Raw genomic sequence first — 18,191 nt, 5'->3', positions numbered from 1 at the left:
CGACCGGCTACAGGTCTGCCCCTTGTGCCGGAGATCCGCGCAGCCGCACGCAAAAATCAGGCTTTAGGCCGCTGAAAGCTTAGCACAGCCTCGCAACCGCTCGGAGGTGGGCGGCACGTCACTCGCCACGCACGATGCGGCGCAGCTTGGCCAGCCTTGCGGTCACCTCGCGCTCGTTGCCGTGCTCCGTCGGCTCGTAATAACGGGCATCCCGCAACTCGTTGGGCGGGTATTGCTGCCGCAGGACCCCGAGTTCGTCGTCGTGCGGGTACTGATAACCCTTGCCGTGACCGAGCCGCTTCGCCCCAGGATAGTGGCCGTCGCGCAGGTGTTTTGGCACCCGGCCGATCTTGCCAGATCGTACGTCGGCGATCGCCTTGTCGATCGCCAGATAGGAAGCGTTGGACTTGGGTGCCGTCGCGAGATGCACGACCGCCTGCGCGAGCGGGATGCGCCCTTCCGGCATGCCAATGAACTGCACGGCGTCCGCTGCAGCGACGGCGACCACGAGCGACTGCGGATCAGCCATGCCGATGTCCTCCGAGGCGAGCACGATGATGCGGCGTGCGATGAAACGCGGGTCCTCGCCCGCCTCGATCATGCGGGCGAGGTAGTGCAGCGAGGCGTCGACGTCTGAGCCTCGCACCGACTTGATGAACGCGCTGATGACGTCGTAGTGCTCGTCGCCGTTGCGGTCGTAACGCAGCAAGGCCCGATCGACGGCAAGAGCGACGAGTTCTGCGGTGATGACGGGCTCGACAGTGGGGAGCGTTCCCGCCGAGACGGATGCCGCCTCGAGAGCGGTGAGCGCACGCCTCGCATCGCCGGAGGCGAGCCTGATGATCGCGGCACGCGCTTCGGGATCGAGCACGAATCTTCCGGCCAGGCCACGCGGGTCGACCACCGCACGATCGACAACGGTGCCGAGATCGTCGTCGCTGAGCTGCTCGAGCGTGAGCAGGAGCGAACGCGAGAGCAGTGGCGAGATCACCGAGAACGAGGGGTTCTCGGTCGTCGCAGCGACGAGGATCACCCATCCGTTCTCGACACCGGGTAGCAGAGCATCCTGCTGCGCTTTCGAGAAACGGTGGATCTCGTCGAGGAACAGCACCGTCGACACCCCATAGAGGTCGCGGGTAGACATGGCCTCTTCCATCACCTGGCGCACATCGCGCACACCGGCCGACACAGCCGACAATTCGACGAATCGTCGCCCTGAGCTGTGAGCGATCGCCTGCGCGAGAGTGGTCTTGCCCGTGCCGGGAGGACCCCACAGGATCACCGAGACGGAGCCGCGCTCCCCCGTCTTGTCACTCGCGAGTGCGACGAGCGGAGAGCCAGGGGTGAGCAGGTGCCTCTGACCCGCAACCTCGTCGAGGCTCTTCGGCCGCATGCGCACGGCGAGCGGCGTGGCACCACCACGCAGTCCAGGCCCCGGATCCACCATGCCTTCAGCGTAGTTGCCGCAGCCGACAGGCTCGCATCCACGTCGATCGGGTGCCCTCGAAGACGCATTTGTCCGCCCAACGGATGGTTGCGTAGAGTTCAACGTGATCCGACCCCAGGGAGAAGCGTGGCATCGAACAACAAGCAGGACCGTGAGGCGCGTGCGCGTCTGCGCGCCTACCAGGCCCGGCAGTCCGTGCATCAGCACCGCACGAGGCGGCGCATCCGCGACAACGTGATCGCGAGCGTCGCGCTCGCTGCCGTGCTTGTGCTCGCGACAGGCGCGCAGTTGTTCTTCTTCAACGGCGGCCCTGGCACGCCCGAAGCCGTCCCCACGGACACCGCGACGCCGACCCCGACCCCCGGCGCCGGTGGTCAGAACACCGGCGACGTGCCGTCGAGCGATCTCGCCGCGAACCGCAGCTGGACGGGAACACTCACCCTCAACGATGTGCCGCTCGGCATCGAACTCGACGGTGCCGCGGCACCGCAAGGCGTCTCGTCGACGATCAGCCTCGCCCAGAACGGTTTCTACAACGGCGTCAGCTGCCACCGGCTCACCAACGGCGGCTTCTTCGTGCTGCAGTGCGGCGACCCGGTCGGCGATGGCACGGGCGGCCCGGGCTACAGCTACGGACCGATCGAGAACGCACCGGCGGACAATCTCTACCCTGCGGGAACGATCGCCATGGCTCGACAGGGCGGCAGCGCCTACAGCATGGGCAGCCAGTTCTTCGTCGTCTACGACGACACGACGATCCCATCCGACGCGGCCGGCGGCTACACGATCCTCGGCAAGGTCACGAGTGGTCTCGACCAGCTCAAAACGCAGATCACCGATGCCGGTGTGCAGGAAGGCGCGCGCGACGGCAAACCCGCCGTGCCGGTGACGATCACAGGCTTCACTCTGCAGTAACGGGTGGAGCGTAACGGTTGGATAGCAAGCGCAGGCTCCCCGCAGAGGGTGGAATAGGCTTATGCCGGTGTGGCCACCGACCGGTGGCCGATGGATACAGCAAGGTGAGGCTCTTGGCTCCAGCAGAACAGCAATCGTGGGGTCGCGTCGACGAGACGGGCACCGTGTTCGTGCGCGAGGCATCCGGCGAACGCGCGGTCGGCCAGTATCCCGACGGGACCGCCGAAGAGGCGCTCGCCTACTTCGAGCGCAAGTTCACCGAACTCGCCGGCCAGGTGACGCTCCTCGAGCAGCGCGCCAAGAGCGGTGCCCCGGCTGCGGACATCTCCAAGGCCGTCGCGAGTCTCAGTGCCACTCTCGAGACCGCGAACGCCGTCGGCGACCTCGCCGCGTTGAAGACACGGCTCGAGGCGCTCGGCGGAACCGTGACCGAGCTCACCGAGCAGCAGAGCGCCGAAGCGAGAGCCCTCGTCGACGCGGCCATCGCTGAACGCGTCGCGATCGTCGAGGAGGCCGAGAAGCTCGCCTCGGGCGATCCAGCCAAGACCCAGTGGAAGCAGGCGACCGCGACGCTCGACGAACTCTTCGTCCGCTGGCAGGCGCACCAGCACGACGGTCCGCGCCTGCCCAAAGGCGAGGCCAACGAGCTGTGGAAACGTTTCAGGGCAGCCCGCACGACGATCGAGCAGCACCGCAAGGTCTTCTTCGCCGAGCTCGACACCGCCCACAAGGACGTCCGTACGCGCAAGCAACGCCTGATCGACCAGGCCGAGGCCCTCGCTTCGCGTGGCGCGGACGGTGTGCCGAGCTATCGCACCCTACTCGACGAGTGGAAGCTCGCCGGCCGTGCGGGCAAGAAGCAGGACGACGCGCTCTGGGCGCGGTTCAAAGCCGCCGGCGACGTGCTCTATGCCGCCAAGTCGGAGATCGACGCGAAGGAGAACGAGGAATATTCGGCCAATCTCGCCGTCAAGCTCGCGCTGCTGTCCGAGGCCGAGACGATCCTCGGCGAGAATGACAGGACAAAGGCCCGTGCGACCCTGACCTCGATCCAGCGTCGCTGGGACGAGGCGGGCAAGATTCCGCGCGACCAGGTCAAGGCCGTCGAGGAGCGTCTGCGCAAGGTCGAAAGTCACGTGCGCCAACTCGACGACGAGCACTGGAAGCGTAACAATCCGGAGACCAAGGCACGCGCAGAGGGACTCGCCGGCCAGCTCGAGGACGCTATCTCCAAGCTCGAGAAGGAACTCGCCGATGCGCGGACCGTCGGCGACCAGGCTGCCATCGCTGCCGCCTCCGAGGCCCTCGAAGCCCGGAAGGCCTGGCTCAAGGCGATCGGACAGTAGTCGGTCCGGTCGCTCTCCACAGGCGTAGGCCGTCGGCGTTTGCACACAGTCCGGGTGGTGAAGCGGCGACGGCACCGTGCGCGGCGGCATCATTGCCGGATGCCGCAACGACTCCCCTTCGTTCTCGACGCCCGGGATCTCGCGATCGCCGAGCTGTGTGCCTCGCGGCTCGACGGCGAGGTCTATCGCCTCGGCGACGGCTTCTGCCCCGTCGACGTGCCCGACTCCTCCGAGGCCCGGGCTCGGGCGATCGGGCTCATCGCCCCGCACGGTACCTTCGTCGAGCATCTGAGCGCGGCCTGGGTGCACGGCGCTGCGGCATCCGCGCCTACTCGGCATCGTCTCGCGATCGACACGACGTTTCGGGTGCGGGTTCCGTTCTCGCCACGGTTCTCCGTGCGCGAACTCGTCGTCGCCCCCGGCGACATCGCATCGCTCGCAGGAATGGCGGTGACGACACCGCTGCGCACCGTGCTCGACCTCGCGCGGGATGCGACGCTCGACGAGCAGAGGGCGATCACCGCCGTCGCAGGGCTCCTGCGCGTCGCGAAGCTCCCTCCCGCGGCCTGCGAGGCCGCTGTACGTTTGCGAGGCAAGCTCCCTCATGCGACACTCGCCCTCGCCAGGATCGAGGTGGCGACTGCGCTCCTGGCCGATGGGCGCTCCGCGGAGCGCTCAACCGTCGCTGACGCGGTAGACGTCGTAGACGGCGTCGATACGGCGCACCGCGTTGAGCACGCGGTCCAGATGCCGCGTATCCCCCATCTCGAACACGAATCGGCTGAGCGCCAATCGTTCGTTTGATGTCGACACATTGGCGGAGAGGATGTTGACGTGGTGCTCCGACAGCACCCGGGTGACATCCGAGAGCAATCCGGCCCGGTCGAGGGCTTCGATCTGGATCTGCACCAGGAACAAGCTCTTTGACGTCGGAGCCCATTCGACCTCGATCATGCGCTCGGGTTCCTTGAGCAGCGACTGCACGTTGTGGCAGTCGGCCTGATGAACGGACACGCCGGAGCCCCGGGTGACGAAGCCGACGATCTTGTCGCCGGGCACAGGAGTGCAGCATCGCGCGAGCTTGACGAGGATGTCGGGTGCCCCACGCACGAGCACACCGGAGTCGCTCGCCCGCAACTGCAAGGTGCGCCCCTTCGAGGCGATCGCGATCTCGGGTCCGTCGCCCTCTTCGACCGTCTGCACAGAGGCGACGACCTTCTCGAGAACCGATTGGGTCGAGACATGGCCCTCCCCGACGGCCGCGTAGAGCGCCGAGACGTCGACGTACTTCATCTGTGCGGCGACCTCGGCGAAGGAGTCCTGGTTCATGAGCTTCTGCAGCGGAAGATTCTGCTTGCGCATGGCCCGCGCGATGGCGTCCCGCCCCTGCTCGATCGCCTCGTCGCGACGCTCCTTGGTGAACCACTGCCGGATCTTATTGCGGGCCCGAGGGCTCTTGACGAAGTTGAGCCAATCCTGGCTCGGTCCGGAGTCGGGGTTCTTCGAGGTGAACACCTCGACGACATCGCCGCTATTGAGCGTGCTCTCCAGAGGCACCAGCCGCCCGTTGACCTTTGCGCCCATGGTGCGGTGCCCGATCTCGGTGTGCACGGCATAGGCGAAGTCGACCGGTGTGGCCCCTGACGGAAGACCGATGACTCGGCCCTTGGGCGTGAAGACGTAAACCTCTTTCGCCCCGATCTCGTACCGGAGCGAGTCGAGAAACTCGCCGGGGTCGGCCGTCTCGGCCTGCCAGTCGGAGATGTGCGCGAGCCAGGCCATGTCGGTGTCGTTCTGGGCCACCGAACTCGACGTCTTTCCGCCGTTGACCTGCTCCTTGTACTTCCAGTGTGCCGCGACACCGAACTCGGCGCGCTGGTGCATCTCCTGGGTGCGGATCTGCAGCTCGACGGGGCGCCCGTGCGGCCCGAGCACGGTCGTGTGCAAGGACTGGTAGAGGTTGAACTTGGGTGTCGCGACGTAGTCTTTGAAGCGACCCGGTAGCGGCGTCCAACGCGCGTGGATCGCGCCGAGGACCGCATAGCAGTCGCGCACCGAGTTGACCAGCACCCGGATGCCGACGAGGTCGTAGATCTCGTCGAAGTCCCGTCCGCGCAACACCATCTTCTGGTAGATCGAATAGTACTGCTTTGGCCGTCCGACGACCTTGCCCCGGATCTTCGCGGCCTTGAGGTCTTCGTTGACCGCGTCGATGACCTGCTGCACGAACTCCTCGCGTTGCGGAGTGCGCTGCCTGACCAGGCTCTCGATCTCGGCATAGAGCTTGGGGTAGAGCACGGCGAACGAGAGGTCTTCGAGTTCCCACTTGATCGTCTGGATCCCGAGGCGATGCGCGAGCGGCGCGTAGATCTCAAGGGTCTCGGTCGCCTTGCGGGCGGCGGACTCCGCGGGCACGAAGCCCCAGGTGCGGGCGTTGTGCAAGCGGTCGGCGAGCTTGATGATGAGCACGCGGATGTCTTTGGACATCGCCACGATCATCTTGCGGACGGTCTCGGCCTGGGTGCTGTCGCCGTACTTGACCTTGTCGAGCTTGGTGACGCCGTCGACGAGCATGGCGATCTCATCGCCGAAATCGGCACGCACCTGGTCGAGGGTGTAGTCGGTGTCCTCCACTGTGTCGTGCAGGAGCGCGGCAGCGACCGTCTTGAATCCGATGCCGAGATCGGCGAGGATCTGGGCGACGGCGAGCGGATGCGTGATGTAGGGTTCTCCGCTGCGACGCAGTTGGCCGTCGTGCGCCCGCTCCGCGACGGAGTACGCACGCTCGATGACCGCGATGTCGGCCCTCGGATGATGCATCCGCACCGTGCGCACGAGCGTGTCGACGGCGCCGGCCGGTTGTGCTTTCGAGAAGATGCGCGGCACGAGGCGCCGCAGGGACGCGGTGGACGACGTGGTCTCTGTCATCTCTCCACCTCCCGTTCGATACTCAATTATCCTCGTCGAGGCTGAGAACCGGTCCATCGGCCGCATGCCAGGCGAGCATCCCACCCGCGACGTTGACGGCGGGGTACCCCGCGGCTAGCAGGGCGTCGGTGACGGAACGCGAGCGCCCTCCGACGTGGCAGATGACGTAGATCGTCTCATCGTCCGGCAGCTCGTCCTGGCGGGACAGGAGCTCGCTCATGGGAATGTGGTGGGCGTCCGGCGCGTGGGCGGAACGCCACTCGTGCGGTTCCCGCACATCGAGGAGCCAGCCGTCGCCGGCCGCGACCCGCCCGATCGCCTCCTCAACGGAGATCTCGCTCTCCGACGGCGAGCGACCGGGCAGGGCCTGGCTCACGCGGTGATCTCCTCCGCGGACCGGGCGATATCCGTCGCACGAGCACGAGCGGAGAGCACCTTCTTATCGTGCTTGCCGATCACAGCCTCGCCTTCACGCAGCTGCGAATAGAGCGGGGCGGCGAGGAACACGGTCGACCAGGTGCCGACGAGGATGCCGATGAGCAGGGCAAGCGAGATGTCGCGCAGAGTGTCCGCGCCGAGTACGAACGCTCCGATGAAGAGGATCGCAGCGACTGGAAGGGCTGCCACGACGCTGGTATTGATCGAGCGCACGAGCGTCTGATTCACGGCCAGATTCACCGACTCGGCGAAGGTGCGCTTGGATTCGGAGCCGTCCTCAGCCGTATTCTCACGGATCTTGTCGAAGACGACGACCGTGTCGTAGAGCGAGTATGCGAGGATCGTCAGGATGCCGATGATCGCGGCTGGAGTGATCTCGAAGCCGGTGGCCGCATAGACGCCCGAAGTGACGACGAGGTCGGCCATGAGCGCGATGATCGCGGCGAGCGACATCTTCCAGGTACGGAAGTACAGCGCCATGCCGATCGCGGCCAGCAGCAGGAAGACGACGAGGCCCTGGATCGTCTGGCGGGTGACGTCCGCACCCCACACCGGTCCGATGAACGAGGACGCGACCTCGGAGTCGGGCACCTGATAGGCGGTGCCGAGCGCCGCGGCGACCTCCCGGGTCTCGTCCTGCGTGAGCTGGTCGGTCTGCACCCGCACCCCGCTGTCGCCGACAGTGGTCACGCGGGCGACCGCGTCGGGTGCGACGGACGCGACGGCGGCCTCGGCAGGCCCCTGCTGGGCATTCGTGACATTCGTGATCTGAAACTGCGATCCACCGCGGAACTCGATGCCGAAGTTGAAGCCGCCCTTGAGCACGGGTACCAGGACCGCGGCGATGATGAGTACGCCGATGATCGTGTACCAGGTGCGACGCTTCCCGACGAAGTTGAACGAACGCTTTCCCGTATAGAGGTCGTTGCCGAAAGTGGTCAGCCTGCTGGCCATCAGGACTCCCCTCCGTTCTTCGAGATATCGTCGCCCGACGAGGTAACCCCGGCGAGCTCTGCCGCCTTACGTTCGGCGATCGTCTGACGCTTCGCCGCCTCCCGTGCACTCGACGCGGCTTTGCTCGCCGGAACGGAGGTCGGCTTACGGAACTCCGCGCGTCCGCGGTACACCGCGCCGAGCGCGGACGGGTCGAGTCCTGAGAGCGGATGTCCGCTGCCGAAGAACGTGGTCTGGGCGAGCAGTTGCAGCATCGGGTGGGTGAACAGGATGACGATGAGCACGTCGATGACGGTCGTGATCCCGAGCGTGAAGGCGAAGCCTCGCACATTGCCGACGGCGATGATGAACAGCACGACGGCTGCGAGGAGGTTCGTGGCCTTCGAGGCGTAGATCGTGCGCACCGCGCGCCTCCAGCCGGCTTCGACGGCCGAGGGGAGCCCCCGCCCGTCGCGCAGTTCGTCTCGGACACGTTCGAAGTACACGATGAACGAGTCCGCCGTGAATCCGATCGCGACGATCAAGCCGGCGACGCCTGCGAGCGAAAGACGGTAGCCCTCGCGCCATGACAGGATCGTGATGACGAGGTAGGTCAGAACGGCGGCGACCACGAGAGAGGCGATCGTCACGAGGCCGAGCAGCCGATACTGGAACAAGGTGTAGATCACGACGAGGATGAGTCCGATGAGACCCGCGATGAGACCACTCTGCAGCTGAGAGGAGCCGAGGGTCGCCGAGATCGTGTCGGAGCTCTGCACGGTGAAGCTGATCGGCAACGCGCCGAACTTGAGCTGGTCCGCCAGGGCCTTCGACGACTCCTGCGTGAACTGTCCGGAGATCGTCGGCTTTCCGTCGGTGATGACGCCGTTCATCTTCGGAGCGGAGAGGACTTGGCCGTCGAGGACGAACGCGAACTGGTCGAGCGGCGGCTGGGCCTTGAGTCCGTAGAGTCGCGTGCTCACCGCCGCGAAGTCCTTGGTGCCCTGGTCGTCGAAAGTGAGGTTGATGACCCAGCGGCCGGTCGTCGCGCCGGACTGCGTGGTCTCCTGACCGTTGCTCGCATTGGTGATGTTCTCACCGCGCACTTCGACCGGACCGAGGAGGTACTTGATGGTCCCCGTCACATCACAGGTGACGAGGGGCTTGTCCGACGGTGCGGCATTCGCAGTGGCGGCTTGCGTCGAAGCGCAGTTGAAGGTCCCGTACTGCGCCTGCAACGCAGGCGTCACCCAGTTGAGGTCGCTGCCGCTCGTGGGGCTGACCGATGGTGTGCTCGGCAGACTCGGGTCCACCGTCGGCGACGGGGTCGACGTGCTGCCTTCCCCGCCGACCGTCTGGTTCGTCGGCGCGCCCGCGACGAGCACGGGACGCAACTCGAGCTTCGCCGAAGACTCGATACGGTTGCGGGATTCGTCGTCGAGTTGCCCGGGGATCGCGACGACGATGTTCTGGCCGCCCTGGGTATTGATCTCCGCCTCGGAGACGCCGGAGGCATCGACACGCTGACGGATGATCGAAACCGCCTGATTGAGCTGCTCCTGCGAGACCGTCTGGCCACTCTCGAGCTTCGGGGCGAGGATGATCTGTGTGCCGCCCTCAAGGTCGAGCGCAAGCTTCGGCGTCCACGATCCACCGCCCCAGAGCACGCCAGCCGTGTTGACCGCGAACAGGGCTACGACGATGACGCCTAGCCAGGTGAGGGAACGCCAGGCCTTCTTGACCGAGGTCGACTTTGCCACCGCGGGGAACTCAGCTTTCTACGTTCGTGCCCGCGCCGTCACAGCACAGGCACGGAAGGGGGAATGTTAGTCTTCGGCCTTTTTGCCGTTGATGGTCGAGTCGCTGGAACCGCTGTCGGCGTCGTCGATCCGCTCGCCGAACTCGGGCTCGCCCAAAACCTTGGCGTCGCCCGCGCCGACCGTGTCAACGGTCGGCGACGTGTCATCGACATCGGACTCGGTCGCGGTGACGACCCGCGCGATCGTCTGACGGTGCACGGCGAGCACCGTTCCGGGAGTCGACTCGAGCAGCACCTCGTTGTCTTCCTCGTCGATCGAGAGGATGGTTCCGAAGACGCCGGAGTTGGTCATGACCTTCGCGCCGGCGACGACCTTCGACTGGAGCTCCTGGGCATCCTTCTGACGCTTGCGGCTGTTGCGGAACATGAAGAAGATCAGCAGGGCCAGAACGGCGAGCATGATCAGAGTCAACGGATCAAAAGGCATGAATCTATGGAACCTTCCGGTATGCGGCACGACAACCGCATCAGTCTAGTGCGGGATTCTGGTAAGCCAGCTTGAATTATAGGTCATCAAGCGTAAGGGCAGCCTCCGGGCCGGAAAGGCCGAAGTGACGCCAGGCCTGCGGGGTCGCGACGCGACCGCGGGGTGTGCGGGTGAGCAGCCCGATGCGCACGAGGAACGGCTCGACCACGGCCTCGATGGTCTCGGACTCCTCGCCGACCGACACCGCGAGCGTGTTGAGTCCGACCGGTCCGCCGCCGAAGCGGGTGAGGATGGTCTCCATGACCGCACGATCGAGTCGGTCAAGCCCGAGGGCGTCGACGTCGTAGAGCTCGAGCGCCGCCATTACCGAGTGCACGTCGGCGCCGCCCGCACCGCCGCCATGCACGAGCGCGTAGTCACGGACCCGCCGCAGGAGTCGGTTGGCTATTCGCGGCGTCCCGCGGCAGCGGCCGGCGATCTCGGCGAGTGCCTCGCGGTCGATCGTCAGCTCGAGCAGCTGCGCGGCCCTGGCCAGCACCTGTTCCAGTTCGGCCTCGTCGTAGAATTCCAGATGAGCGGTGAACCCGAACCGATCGCGCAGTGGATTCGGCAGCAGCCCCGAGCGCGTCGTCGCCCCGACGAGCGTGAACGGCGCCAGGTCGAGGGGCACGGAGGTCGCACCGGCGCCCTTGCCCACCATGATGTCGATGCGGAAGTCTTCCATGGCGAGGTACAGCATCTCCTCGGCGGAGCGGGCCATGCGGTGGATCTCGTCGATGAAGAGCACCTCACCGGGAACGAGCGAACTCAGCACGGCGGCCAGATCCCCCGCATGCTGGATGGCCGGACCGCTCGACATGCGCAATGGTCGGTCGCCCTCGTGCGCGACGATCATGGCGAGCGTCGTCTTGCCGAGGCCGGGCGGACCGGCGAGCAGGATGTGGTCAGGTGTCCGCTGCTGCATCGTCGCGGCGGTCAGCAGGAGCTGTAGCTGTCCTCGCACCTTGGATTGGCCGACGAACTCGCCGAGGGATCGAGGCCGCAGCGCGCCCTCGAAGGCGAGTTCAACATCCGACTCGAGGGCCGGATTCGTGAGTTCGACGATGTCACCGAGATCGATGCCGTTCTCCGAGGTGCTCATGCGTTCCTCTCTGCGGAGTGCTTCGCAGGCCCGAGCCGTGCGAGTGCGAGGCGAAGCACGACCGGAACGGAGATCCTGTCGGTGTCGGACGCCTCGGCCAGCGTCTCGTCGACGGCCTGCGCCGCCACCCGCTCCGACCAGCCGAGACCGATGAGGGCCGCGAGCACCTTGTCTGCGACCCCTGCGCCGGCAGCCGCCGACCTGGCCGTTGCCGGTGGAGCGGTGATCGCGAGCTTCCCTGCGAGCGACAGCACGATGAGCTTCGCGGTCTTCGGACCGATCCCGCTCACCTTGCGGAACGACGCATCATCGTCGTCGGCGACCGCACGCCCGACCTGAACAGGGCTGAGCACGGCGAGCACGCCGAGTGCAGACTTCGGGCCGACGCCCGTGACACCGGTGAGCAGCTCGAACACCGAGAGCTCGTCGACCGTGACGAATCCGAAGAGCGAGAGCGAGTCCTCGCGCACCACGAGGGAGGTGTGCAGTCTGGCTTGTTCTCCGATACGGAGGGCGAGGGCGCAGGCCGGGGTGACCTGGACGGAGAGTCCCACTCCCCCGACCTCGATGACGACGGTGCTGCCGAGTGCCGAGAGCACGGTGCCACGAACGGAAGAGATCACCGCTCAAGACTACGGCGGACCACCGACCCCCGGGCATTTCTCTCGGCGGCGCGCCACGCCTTCTGAGCGGGTGTGAGCTCCGCGTCGTCCACGGCGGCGCCTGCCGTCGGCAGGGTCCCACCGGAGACTCCTGTTCGCCAGGCGTGGCACAGGGCGAGGGCGAGGGCATCGGCGGCATCCGCCGGAGTCGGAGGCGCATCGAGACCGAGGATGCGCGCCACCATCGCCGCCACCTGCCTCTTGTCGGCCGATCCATAGCCGGTGATCGCGGCCTTGACCTCGCTCGGCGTATGGAGGCCGACAGCCAAGCCACGCTGCGCGGAGAGATGCAGGGCGACTCCGCTGATCTGGGCCGTGCCCATGACGGTGCGCAGATTGTGCTGCGCGAAAACTCGCTCGATCGCGACGGCCGCCGGCTTGTGCCGGTCGAGCAGCCCGGCGATGCCGTCACCGACCTCGAGCAGTCGTCGCTCGAGGGGGGCATCAGGCGAGGAGCGGATGACCGTCACCTCGACGAGCTTCGCGGTGCGGTCGGGTTCGACATCGACGATGCCGACCCCGCAGCGGGTGAGGCCTGGGTCGATGCCGAGCACCCGCACCGTCATCGGCTGCTACTCGGCCTCGAGCTCAGCCAGAACCTCGGGCGACAGATCGACGTTGCTGTAGACATTCTGCACGTCATCGGAGTCCTCGAGCGCTTCGACGAGACGCAGCACCTTGCGCGCTGTCTCCGCATCGACCTCGACCTTGAGCGAGGGCACGAACGCGACATCCGCGGAGTCGTAGTCGATGCCGGCCTTCTGGAGGGCGACGCGAGTCGCCACCATCTCGCTCGGCTCGGTGATGATCTCGAAGGCCTCGCCCTCGTCCGTAACCTCCTCGGCTCCCGCGTCGAGCACCGCGCCGAGCACATCGTCCTCGGTCAGACTTCCGTTCTGCGCGACCACGATGAGGCCCTTGCGGTTGAAATTGTAGGCGACGCTACCGGGATCGGCCATGGTTCCGCCGTTGCGGGTCATCGCAGTGCGCACCTCGGCGGCGGCTCGGTTCTTGTTGTCGGTCAGGCATTCGACGAGCAGGGCGACGCCGCTCGGAGCATAGCCCTCGTACATGATCGTGGTGTATTCGACGGATTCGCCGCTGAGTCCGGCTCCGCGTTTGATGGCGCGATCGATGTTGTCGTTGGGAACCGAGGTCTTCTTCGCCTTCTGTACGGCGTCGACCAGCGTCGGGTTGCCGCTCAAGTCGGCTCCGCCCATCTTGGCGGCGACCTCGATGTTCTTGATGAGCTTCGCGAACGACTTCGCGCGGCGTGCGTCAACGACCGCCTTCTTGTGCTTGGTCGTCGCCCACTTGGAATGCCCAGACATGCGTCTCCTGTTATCGGTGCTCGCAGATCGATGGCCACAATCTGCCTAGCCATTGTAGGACAGGGCTTTCCCCGTGCCGCCTCGCCCGGCCTCAGTCGAGCAGTTTGCACAGGGTGCGCAGATTGCGATTGGTCGTCGACGACCGGTACCTCGCCTTGCCGCTGAGCTTGCTGAACGCGCTGCCGACGCCGACAGCACGGCGGTTGTGCCAGTAGATCACGCCCTCGCCCTGTTCGATCACGTCATCGTCGTCAAGCATCGGCGCAGCCGCGAGCAGTTCCTCGAGCGGCTCGGAGGCAGAGGAGAACAAGACATAGGGATGCCACCCCTCGCGTTTCGCATCGAAGGGGAACCCCTCGACGATGGCGGCCAGCTGCTCCGAACTCACGAGCACGATCCAAGCCTCGTAACCGAAGCGTTCGCGCAAGGCGGACTCGATACGCCGCTTGAGCGCTGCGGTGTCCTCTGCGCCTGCCTCTGAGGGCAGAACGTCGAAGCGCACGTTGCCGCTCGCGAGCACGGTGCGGACGTCGTCGAAGCCGAGACCGCGGAAGAGCTCGGCGAGTTCGGCGGACGTGACGGTGATTCCGCCGACGTTCACGCCACGGAGCAACGCGATGAATCTCGTCATGGCGACATCCTAGACTCGCGATCGGCCGGAAGACCCCGAGACCGCTCAGCCGACCTTCGAGCCTCGAACATCCGGTGTGCGACCCCGAGCGCCCACCTTCGATAGGAAGTATTCGTGAAAGCGATAGTCCCCGGTGATCTCGGGATGGAACGAGGTGCCGAGCAGATTGCCCTGCTCGACGGCGACGACCCGGCCGTCCTGAAGGACGGCCAGCGTCGTGGCCGCCGGTCCGATCGACTCGACGACGGGCCCGCGGATGAAGACGGCGTGCACGGGCGTGTCCCCGATCGCCGGAACGTCGAGGTCGGTCTCGAAGGATTGGTTCTGAGAGCCGAAAGCGTTGCGCCGCACTGAGACGTCAAGGCCGCCGAGACTCTGCTGGCCCTCGATTGCGTCGAGTACGGTGTCAGCGAGCATGATGAGACCGGCGCAGGTTCCGTAGACCGGCAGGCCCTCGCGGATCGCCAGCCTGAGCGGCTCGGCGAGTCCGAAAGCGCGTGCGAGCTTGTCCATGACGCTGGACTCGCCACCCGGGATGACCAGACCGTCGACGACGGTCAGCTCTTCTGGACGGCGGATGAGAGAGACATCCACCCCCAGGGTGCGCAGCACATTCGCGTGCTCGCGGAAGTCACCCTGGAGGGCGAGGACGCCTACGATCATCGAGGTGCCGCGTCTACCAGCCGCGTTCGGCGAGGCGGTGCGGTGCCGCGAGGTCTGACACGTTGATGCCCACCATGGCCTCGCCGAGCCCGCGCGAGACCTCGGCGATGACCGAGGGGTCGTCATAGAAGGTCGTCGCCTTCACGACGGCCGCCGCACGCTGCGCGGGGTTGCCCGACTTGAAGATGCCGGATCCCACGAAGACGCCGTCGGCGCCGAGCTGCATCATCATCGCGGCATCCGCCGGGGTGGCCACGCCACCCGCAGTGAACAGCACCACTGGCAGCTTGCCCGTCTCGGCGACCTCGACGACGAGATCGTACGGCGCCTGCAGCTCTTTCGCTGCGACGTAGAGCTCATCCTTGCTCATCGACGACAGGGTCGCGATCTCGCCTTTGATCTTGCGGATGTGCTTGGTCGCCTCGGAGACGTCACCTGTGCCGGCCTCGCCCTTGGAGCGGATCATGGCTGCACCCTCGTTGATGCGGCGCAGCGCCTCGCCCAGGTTCGTCGCACCGCAGACGAAGGGCACGTTGAAGCCCCACTTGTCGATGTGGTTGACGTAGTCGGCCGGGCTCAGCACCTCGGACTCGTCGATGTAATCCACATCGAGAGCCTGCAGGACCTGCGCCTCGACGAAATGGCCGATGCGGGCCTTCGCCATGACAGGGATCGACACCTCGGCGATGATCGCCTCGATGAGGTCCGGATCGCTCATCCTGGCGACGCCGCCCTGCGAACGGATGTCGGCCGGCACGCGCTCGAGCGCCATGACGGCGACGGCACCGGCGTCCTCGGCGATGCGCGCCTGCTCTGCGGTGACGACGTCCATGATGACGCCGCCCTTGAGCATCTCGGCGAGTCCGCGCTTGACGCGGCTCGAGCCGAACTGCTCGCTTGAAGTGCTCTCAGTCATGCTCTCAATCCTATTCCTTGGGCACAGGGTGATCGTGCGCCGGTGCGTCTACCGTTCGTCCGGCTGGACGACACCCGGCCACACGCTCGCGATCTCTTCCCGCACCTCACCGAGGAGACGCGGGAGCGCCTTGGTCTTGGCGATGATGGGGAAGAAGTTGGCATCGAGCGCCCACCGCGGCACGATGTGCTGGTGCAGGTGCTCGGCGATGCCTGCGCCGGCGATCTGTCCCTGATTCATACCGATGTTGAAGCCGTCACAATGCGAAACCTCGGTGATAACGCGCATGGCGATCTGTGTGAACTCGCCGATCTCGGCGACCTCCTCTGGAGTCGCCTGGTCGTACGTCGCGATGTGGCGGTACGGACAGATCAGCAGGTGTCCGCTGTTGTAAGGGAACAGGTTCAGCAGGGCGTAGGCATACGTACCCCTCGCAACGATCAGCGCCCTCTCATCGTCCATCGCCGGGGCGAGGCAGAACGGGCAGTTGTCCTTGTGCGGCTGTTGGCCATCCTGGATATAGACGAGCCTGTGGGGCGTCCAGAGCCTCTGGAACGCGTCGGGAATGCCGGCGAGATCGCCGCTGTTCTCGACGTCGACGCCTTCGAACTCGTCGCCCACCTCAGATCTGGCCCTTGGTCGTGACCTGAGCACGCGTGTCGATGGCCTCCTGGATTCGGCGGATGGCGTCCGCTACCGGTACGCCGTTCTCCTGGCTGCCGTCACGGAAACGGAAGCTGACGGCACCGTTGGCCCGATCCTCGTCGCCTGCGATGAGCTGGAACGGCACCTTGGCCTTCGTATGCGTGCGGATCTTCTTCTGCATGCGGTCGTCGGAGGCGTCGAGCTGGGCACGAACACCCGTCTCCTTCAATTGCAGGATCACCTCGCCGAGGTACTCCGCGTAGTCCTCCGCGACGGGGATGCCGACGACCTGCACGGGCGAGAGCCAGACCGGGAAGGCCCCGGCGTAGTGCTCGGTGAGCACGCCGAAGAACCGTTCGATCGAGCCGAACTTCGCCGAGTGGATCATCACCGGCCGCTGGTGAGTGCCGTCGGCCGCCGTATATTCGAGACCGAAGCCCTCTGGCTGGTTGAAGTCGTACTGGATGGTCGACATCTGCCAGGTGCGGCCGATCGCATCGCGCGCCTGCACCGAGATCTTCGGGCCATAGAAGGCGGCGCCGCCCGGGTCGGGCACGAGTTCGAGACCCGATGCCTCGGCGACCTCGCGCAGCACGTTCGTGGCCACGTCCCACTGCTCGTCGCTGCCCTTGAACTTCTCCGAGTTCGCGTCGCGCGTCGAGAGCTCGAGGTAGAAGTCGTCGAGGCCGAAGTCACGCAGGAGACCGAGCACGAAGTCGAGCAAGTGCTGGATCTCACCCGGCGCCTGCTCGGGCGTGACGTAGCTGTGCGAGTCGTCTTGGGTGAGGCCGCGAACGCGGGTCAGGCCCTGCACGACGCCCGACTTCTCGTAGCGATAAACGGTGCCGAACTCGAAGAACCGCAGGGGCAGCTCACGGTAGCTGCGCCCCCGCGAGCGGTAGATGAGGTTCTGCATCGGGCAGTTCATCGCCTTGAGGTAGTACTCGCTGTTCTCGAGCTCCATCGGCGGGAACATCGTGTCCTTGTAGTACGGCAGATGCCCAGAGAGCTCGAAGACGTGCGCCTTCGTGATGTGGGGGGTCGAGACATACTGGAAGCCCTCTTCGATATGACGGCGGCGGACGTAGTCCTCCATCTCGCGCTTGATGACGCCGCCTTTGGGGTGGAAGACGGGCAGGCCAGAACCGATCTCCTCTGGGAACGAAAAGAGGTCGAGCTCGGCGCCGAGCTTGCGGTGGTCACGGCGCGCGGCTTCCTCAAGGCGATGCTGGTACGCGCGCAGCTCGTCTTTCGTCGGCCAGGCAGTGCCGTAGATGCGCTGCAGCTGCGGGTTCTTCTCGGAACCGCGCCAATACGCCGCGGCGACACGTGAGAGCGCCCAACCGTTGCCGATCATGCGGGTGCTCGGCACGTGCGGGCCCCGGCAGAGGTCTTTCCAGACAGGCTCGCCGGTTTTCGGGTCGACGTTGTCGTAGATCGTGAGCTCACCGCCTCCGACCTCGACGGACTCGTTGTCGTCGCCGACCGACGCCCCACCCTTCAGCTCGATGAGTTCGAGCTTGTAGGGCTCACCCGCGAGCTCTGCGCGCGCCTGGTCATCGGTCACGACGCGGCGCATGAATCGCTGGCCGCTCCGGATGATGCGGGCCATCTCTTTGTCGAGGGCCTTGAGGTCTTCGGGGGTGAACGGCTCGGCTACGTCGAAGTCGTAGTAGAAGCCATCGGCGATGGGCGGGCCGATGCCGAGCTTGGCCTCGGGGTTGATCGTCTGCACGGCCTGCGCGAGCACGTGCGCGGTCGAGTGCCGGAGGATCGAGAGACCGTCGGGCGAGTCGATCGTGACCGGCTCGACCACATCGGTGGTCGTGGTCTGGGTGGCGAGGTCCTTCAGCTCACCGTTGACGCGCATCGCGACAACGGACCGGTCGGTGAAAAGCTCGAAGCCGTCAGCCACCTTCATCCACTCCCTGTTGTTGGTTGCCGCTGAG

At 66.0% G+C, this 18,191-nt stretch carries 17 protein-coding genes; 2 read left to right on the top strand and 15 right to left on the bottom strand.

From position 1 onward, the window contains the following. Positions 1 to 118: 118 nt before the first annotated feature. A complete protein-coding gene (locus ACFQB0_RS04840; RefSeq protein ID WP_386728247.1) occupies positions 119 to 1,447 on the bottom strand; it encodes a replication-associated recombination protein A in 1,329 nt (442 codons plus the stop codon). Between the two features lie 126 nt (positions 1,448 to 1,573). Here ACFQB0_RS04840 and ACFQB0_RS04835 point away from each other — a divergent pair, with 126 nt between their 5' ends. Together ACFQB0_RS04835 and ACFQB0_RS04830 are read left to right on the top strand one after the other, a co-directional pair. Then, complete coding sequence (locus ACFQB0_RS04835; RefSeq protein ID WP_386728244.1) at positions 1,574 to 2,362, top strand: peptidylprolyl isomerase; 789 nt, start codon at positions 1,574 to 1,576, stop codon at positions 2,360 to 2,362. A 113-nt stretch (positions 2,363 to 2,475) separates the two neighbouring features. Further along, positions 2,476 to 3,708, top strand: a complete 1,233-nt coding sequence (locus ACFQB0_RS04830; RefSeq protein ID WP_386728241.1) for a DUF349 domain-containing protein — start codon at positions 2,476 to 2,478, stop codon at positions 3,706 to 3,708. A gap of 675 nt (positions 3,709 to 4,383) precedes the next feature. Here ACFQB0_RS04830 and ACFQB0_RS04825 read toward each other — a convergent pair. The 14 genes from ACFQB0_RS04825 to thrS form a co-directional block, all read right to left on the bottom strand. Then, positions 4,384 to 6,636, bottom strand: coding sequence for a RelA/SpoT family protein (locus ACFQB0_RS04825; protein ID WP_386728239.1), 2,253 nt, complete (start codon positions 6,634 to 6,636; stop codon positions 4,384 to 4,386). Positions 6,637 to 6,658: 22 nt separating this feature from the next. Further along, positions 6,659 to 7,012 (bottom strand): rhodanese-like domain-containing protein, encoded by a 354-nt coding sequence (locus tag ACFQB0_RS04820; RefSeq protein ID WP_386728236.1) that lies wholly within the window; start codon positions 7,010 to 7,012, stop codon positions 6,659 to 6,661. Next, on the bottom strand, positions 7,009 to 8,028 hold the full coding sequence (secF, locus tag ACFQB0_RS04815) for a protein translocase subunit SecF (RefSeq protein ID WP_386728234.1): 1,020 nt from the start codon (positions 8,026 to 8,028) through the stop codon (positions 7,009 to 7,011). Before secF ends, ACFQB0_RS04820 begins: the two co-directional genes overlap by 4 nt. Then, a complete protein-coding gene (secD, locus tag ACFQB0_RS04810) occupies positions 8,028 to 9,767 on the bottom strand; it encodes a protein translocase subunit SecD (RefSeq protein WP_386728231.1) in 1,740 nt (579 codons plus the stop codon). The genes secF and secD overlap by 1 nt, the downstream gene beginning before the upstream one ends. 66 nt (positions 9,768 to 9,833) lie before the next feature. Beyond that, on the bottom strand, positions 9,834 to 10,253 hold the full coding sequence (gene yajC / locus ACFQB0_RS04805; RefSeq protein ID WP_386728229.1) for a preprotein translocase subunit YajC: 420 nt from the start codon (positions 10,251 to 10,253) through the stop codon (positions 9,834 to 9,836). 76 nt (positions 10,254 to 10,329) lie between these two features. Next, positions 10,330 to 11,394, bottom strand: coding sequence for a Holliday junction branch migration DNA helicase RuvB (gene ruvB, locus ACFQB0_RS04800; RefSeq protein WP_386728226.1), 1,065 nt, complete (start codon positions 11,392 to 11,394; stop codon positions 10,330 to 10,332). Continuing rightward, the gene (gene ruvA / locus ACFQB0_RS04795) at positions 11,391 to 12,017 is read right to left on the bottom strand and encodes a Holliday junction branch migration protein RuvA (protein ID WP_386728224.1); all 627 of its coding nucleotides are present in this window, start codon (positions 12,015 to 12,017) and stop codon (positions 11,391 to 11,393) included. Before ruvA ends, ruvB begins: the two co-directional genes overlap by 4 nt. Next, positions 12,014 to 12,616 (bottom strand): crossover junction endodeoxyribonuclease RuvC, encoded by a 603-nt coding sequence (ruvC, locus tag ACFQB0_RS04790; RefSeq protein WP_386729654.1) that lies wholly within the window; start codon positions 12,614 to 12,616, stop codon positions 12,014 to 12,016. The genes ruvA and ruvC overlap by 4 nt, the downstream gene beginning before the upstream one ends. Positions 12,617 to 12,628: 12 nt before the next feature. Next, a complete protein-coding gene (locus tag ACFQB0_RS04785; protein ID WP_386728221.1) occupies positions 12,629 to 13,387 on the bottom strand; it encodes a YebC/PmpR family DNA-binding transcriptional regulator in 759 nt (252 codons plus the stop codon). Positions 13,388 to 13,478: 91 nt separating this feature from the next. Further along, positions 13,479 to 14,018, bottom strand: a complete 540-nt coding sequence (locus tag ACFQB0_RS04780) for a DUF1697 domain-containing protein (protein WP_386728218.1) — start codon at positions 14,016 to 14,018, stop codon at positions 13,479 to 13,481. Between the two features lie 45 nt (positions 14,019 to 14,063). Continuing rightward, complete coding sequence (pdxT, locus tag ACFQB0_RS04775) at positions 14,064 to 14,681, bottom strand: pyridoxal 5'-phosphate synthase glutaminase subunit PdxT (protein WP_386728216.1); 618 nt, start codon at positions 14,679 to 14,681, stop codon at positions 14,064 to 14,066. A 13-nt stretch (positions 14,682 to 14,694) separates the two neighbouring features. Then, a complete protein-coding gene (pdxS, locus tag ACFQB0_RS04770; protein WP_386728213.1) occupies positions 14,695 to 15,597 on the bottom strand; it encodes a pyridoxal 5'-phosphate synthase lyase subunit PdxS in 903 nt (300 codons plus the stop codon). Between the two features lie 48 nt (positions 15,598 to 15,645). After that, a complete protein-coding gene (locus tag ACFQB0_RS04765) occupies positions 15,646 to 16,218 on the bottom strand; it encodes an HIT family protein (protein WP_386728210.1) in 573 nt (190 codons plus the stop codon). A 1-nt stretch (position 16,219) separates the two neighbouring features. Beyond that, complete coding sequence (gene thrS / locus ACFQB0_RS04760) at positions 16,220 to 18,163, bottom strand: threonine--tRNA ligase (protein WP_386728208.1); 1,944 nt, start codon at positions 18,161 to 18,163, stop codon at positions 16,220 to 16,222. Between the last annotated feature and the right edge of the window lie 28 nt (positions 18,164 to 18,191).

It is taken from the genome of Luethyella okanaganae (assembly GCF_042660285.1).
Taxonomy (GTDB): domain Bacteria; phylum Actinomycetota; class Actinomycetes; order Actinomycetales; family Microbacteriaceae; genus Luethyella; species Luethyella okanaganae.
The sequence above is the reverse complement of the archived record's forward strand: the minus strand, read 5'-3'. Positions and strand labels throughout refer to the sequence as shown.

Excerpts from the sequence above, each read along its gene's own strand:
- ACFQB0_RS04840 (WP_386728247.1), bottom strand. The coding sequence starts at position 1,447 with ATGGTGGATCCGGGGCCTGGACTGCGTGGTGGTGCCACGCCGCTCGCC.
- pdxS (WP_386728213.1), bottom strand. The coding sequence starts at position 15,597 with ATGACTGAGAGCACTTCAAGCGAGCAGTTCGGCTCGAGCCGCGTCAAG.
- pdxT (WP_386728216.1), bottom strand. The coding sequence starts at position 14,681 with ATGATCGTAGGCGTCCTCGCCCTCCAGGGTGACTTCCGCGAGCACGCG.
- thrS (WP_386728208.1), bottom strand. The coding sequence starts at position 18,163 with ATGAAGGTGGCTGACGGCTTCGAGCTTTTCACCGACCGGTCCGTTGTC.
- ACFQB0_RS04785 (WP_386728221.1), bottom strand. The coding sequence starts at position 13,387 with ATGTCTGGGCATTCCAAGTGGGCGACGACCAAGCACAAGAAGGCGGTC.
- secF (WP_386728234.1), bottom strand. The coding sequence starts at position 8,028 with ATGGCCAGCAGGCTGACCACTTTCGGCAACGACCTCTATACGGGAAAG.
- ACFQB0_RS04825 (WP_386728239.1), bottom strand. The coding sequence starts at position 6,636 with ATGACAGAGACCACGTCGTCCACCGCGTCCCTGCGGCGCCTCGTGCCG.
- ruvB (WP_386728226.1), bottom strand. The coding sequence starts at position 11,394 with ATGAGCACCTCGGAGAACGGCATCGATCTCGGTGACATCGTCGAACTC.
- yajC (WP_386728229.1), bottom strand. The coding sequence starts at position 10,253 with ATGCCTTTTGATCCGTTGACTCTGATCATGCTCGCCGTTCTGGCCCTG.
- ACFQB0_RS04780 (WP_386728218.1), bottom strand. The coding sequence starts at position 14,018 with ATGACGAGATTCATCGCGTTGCTCCGTGGCGTGAACGTCGGCGGAATC.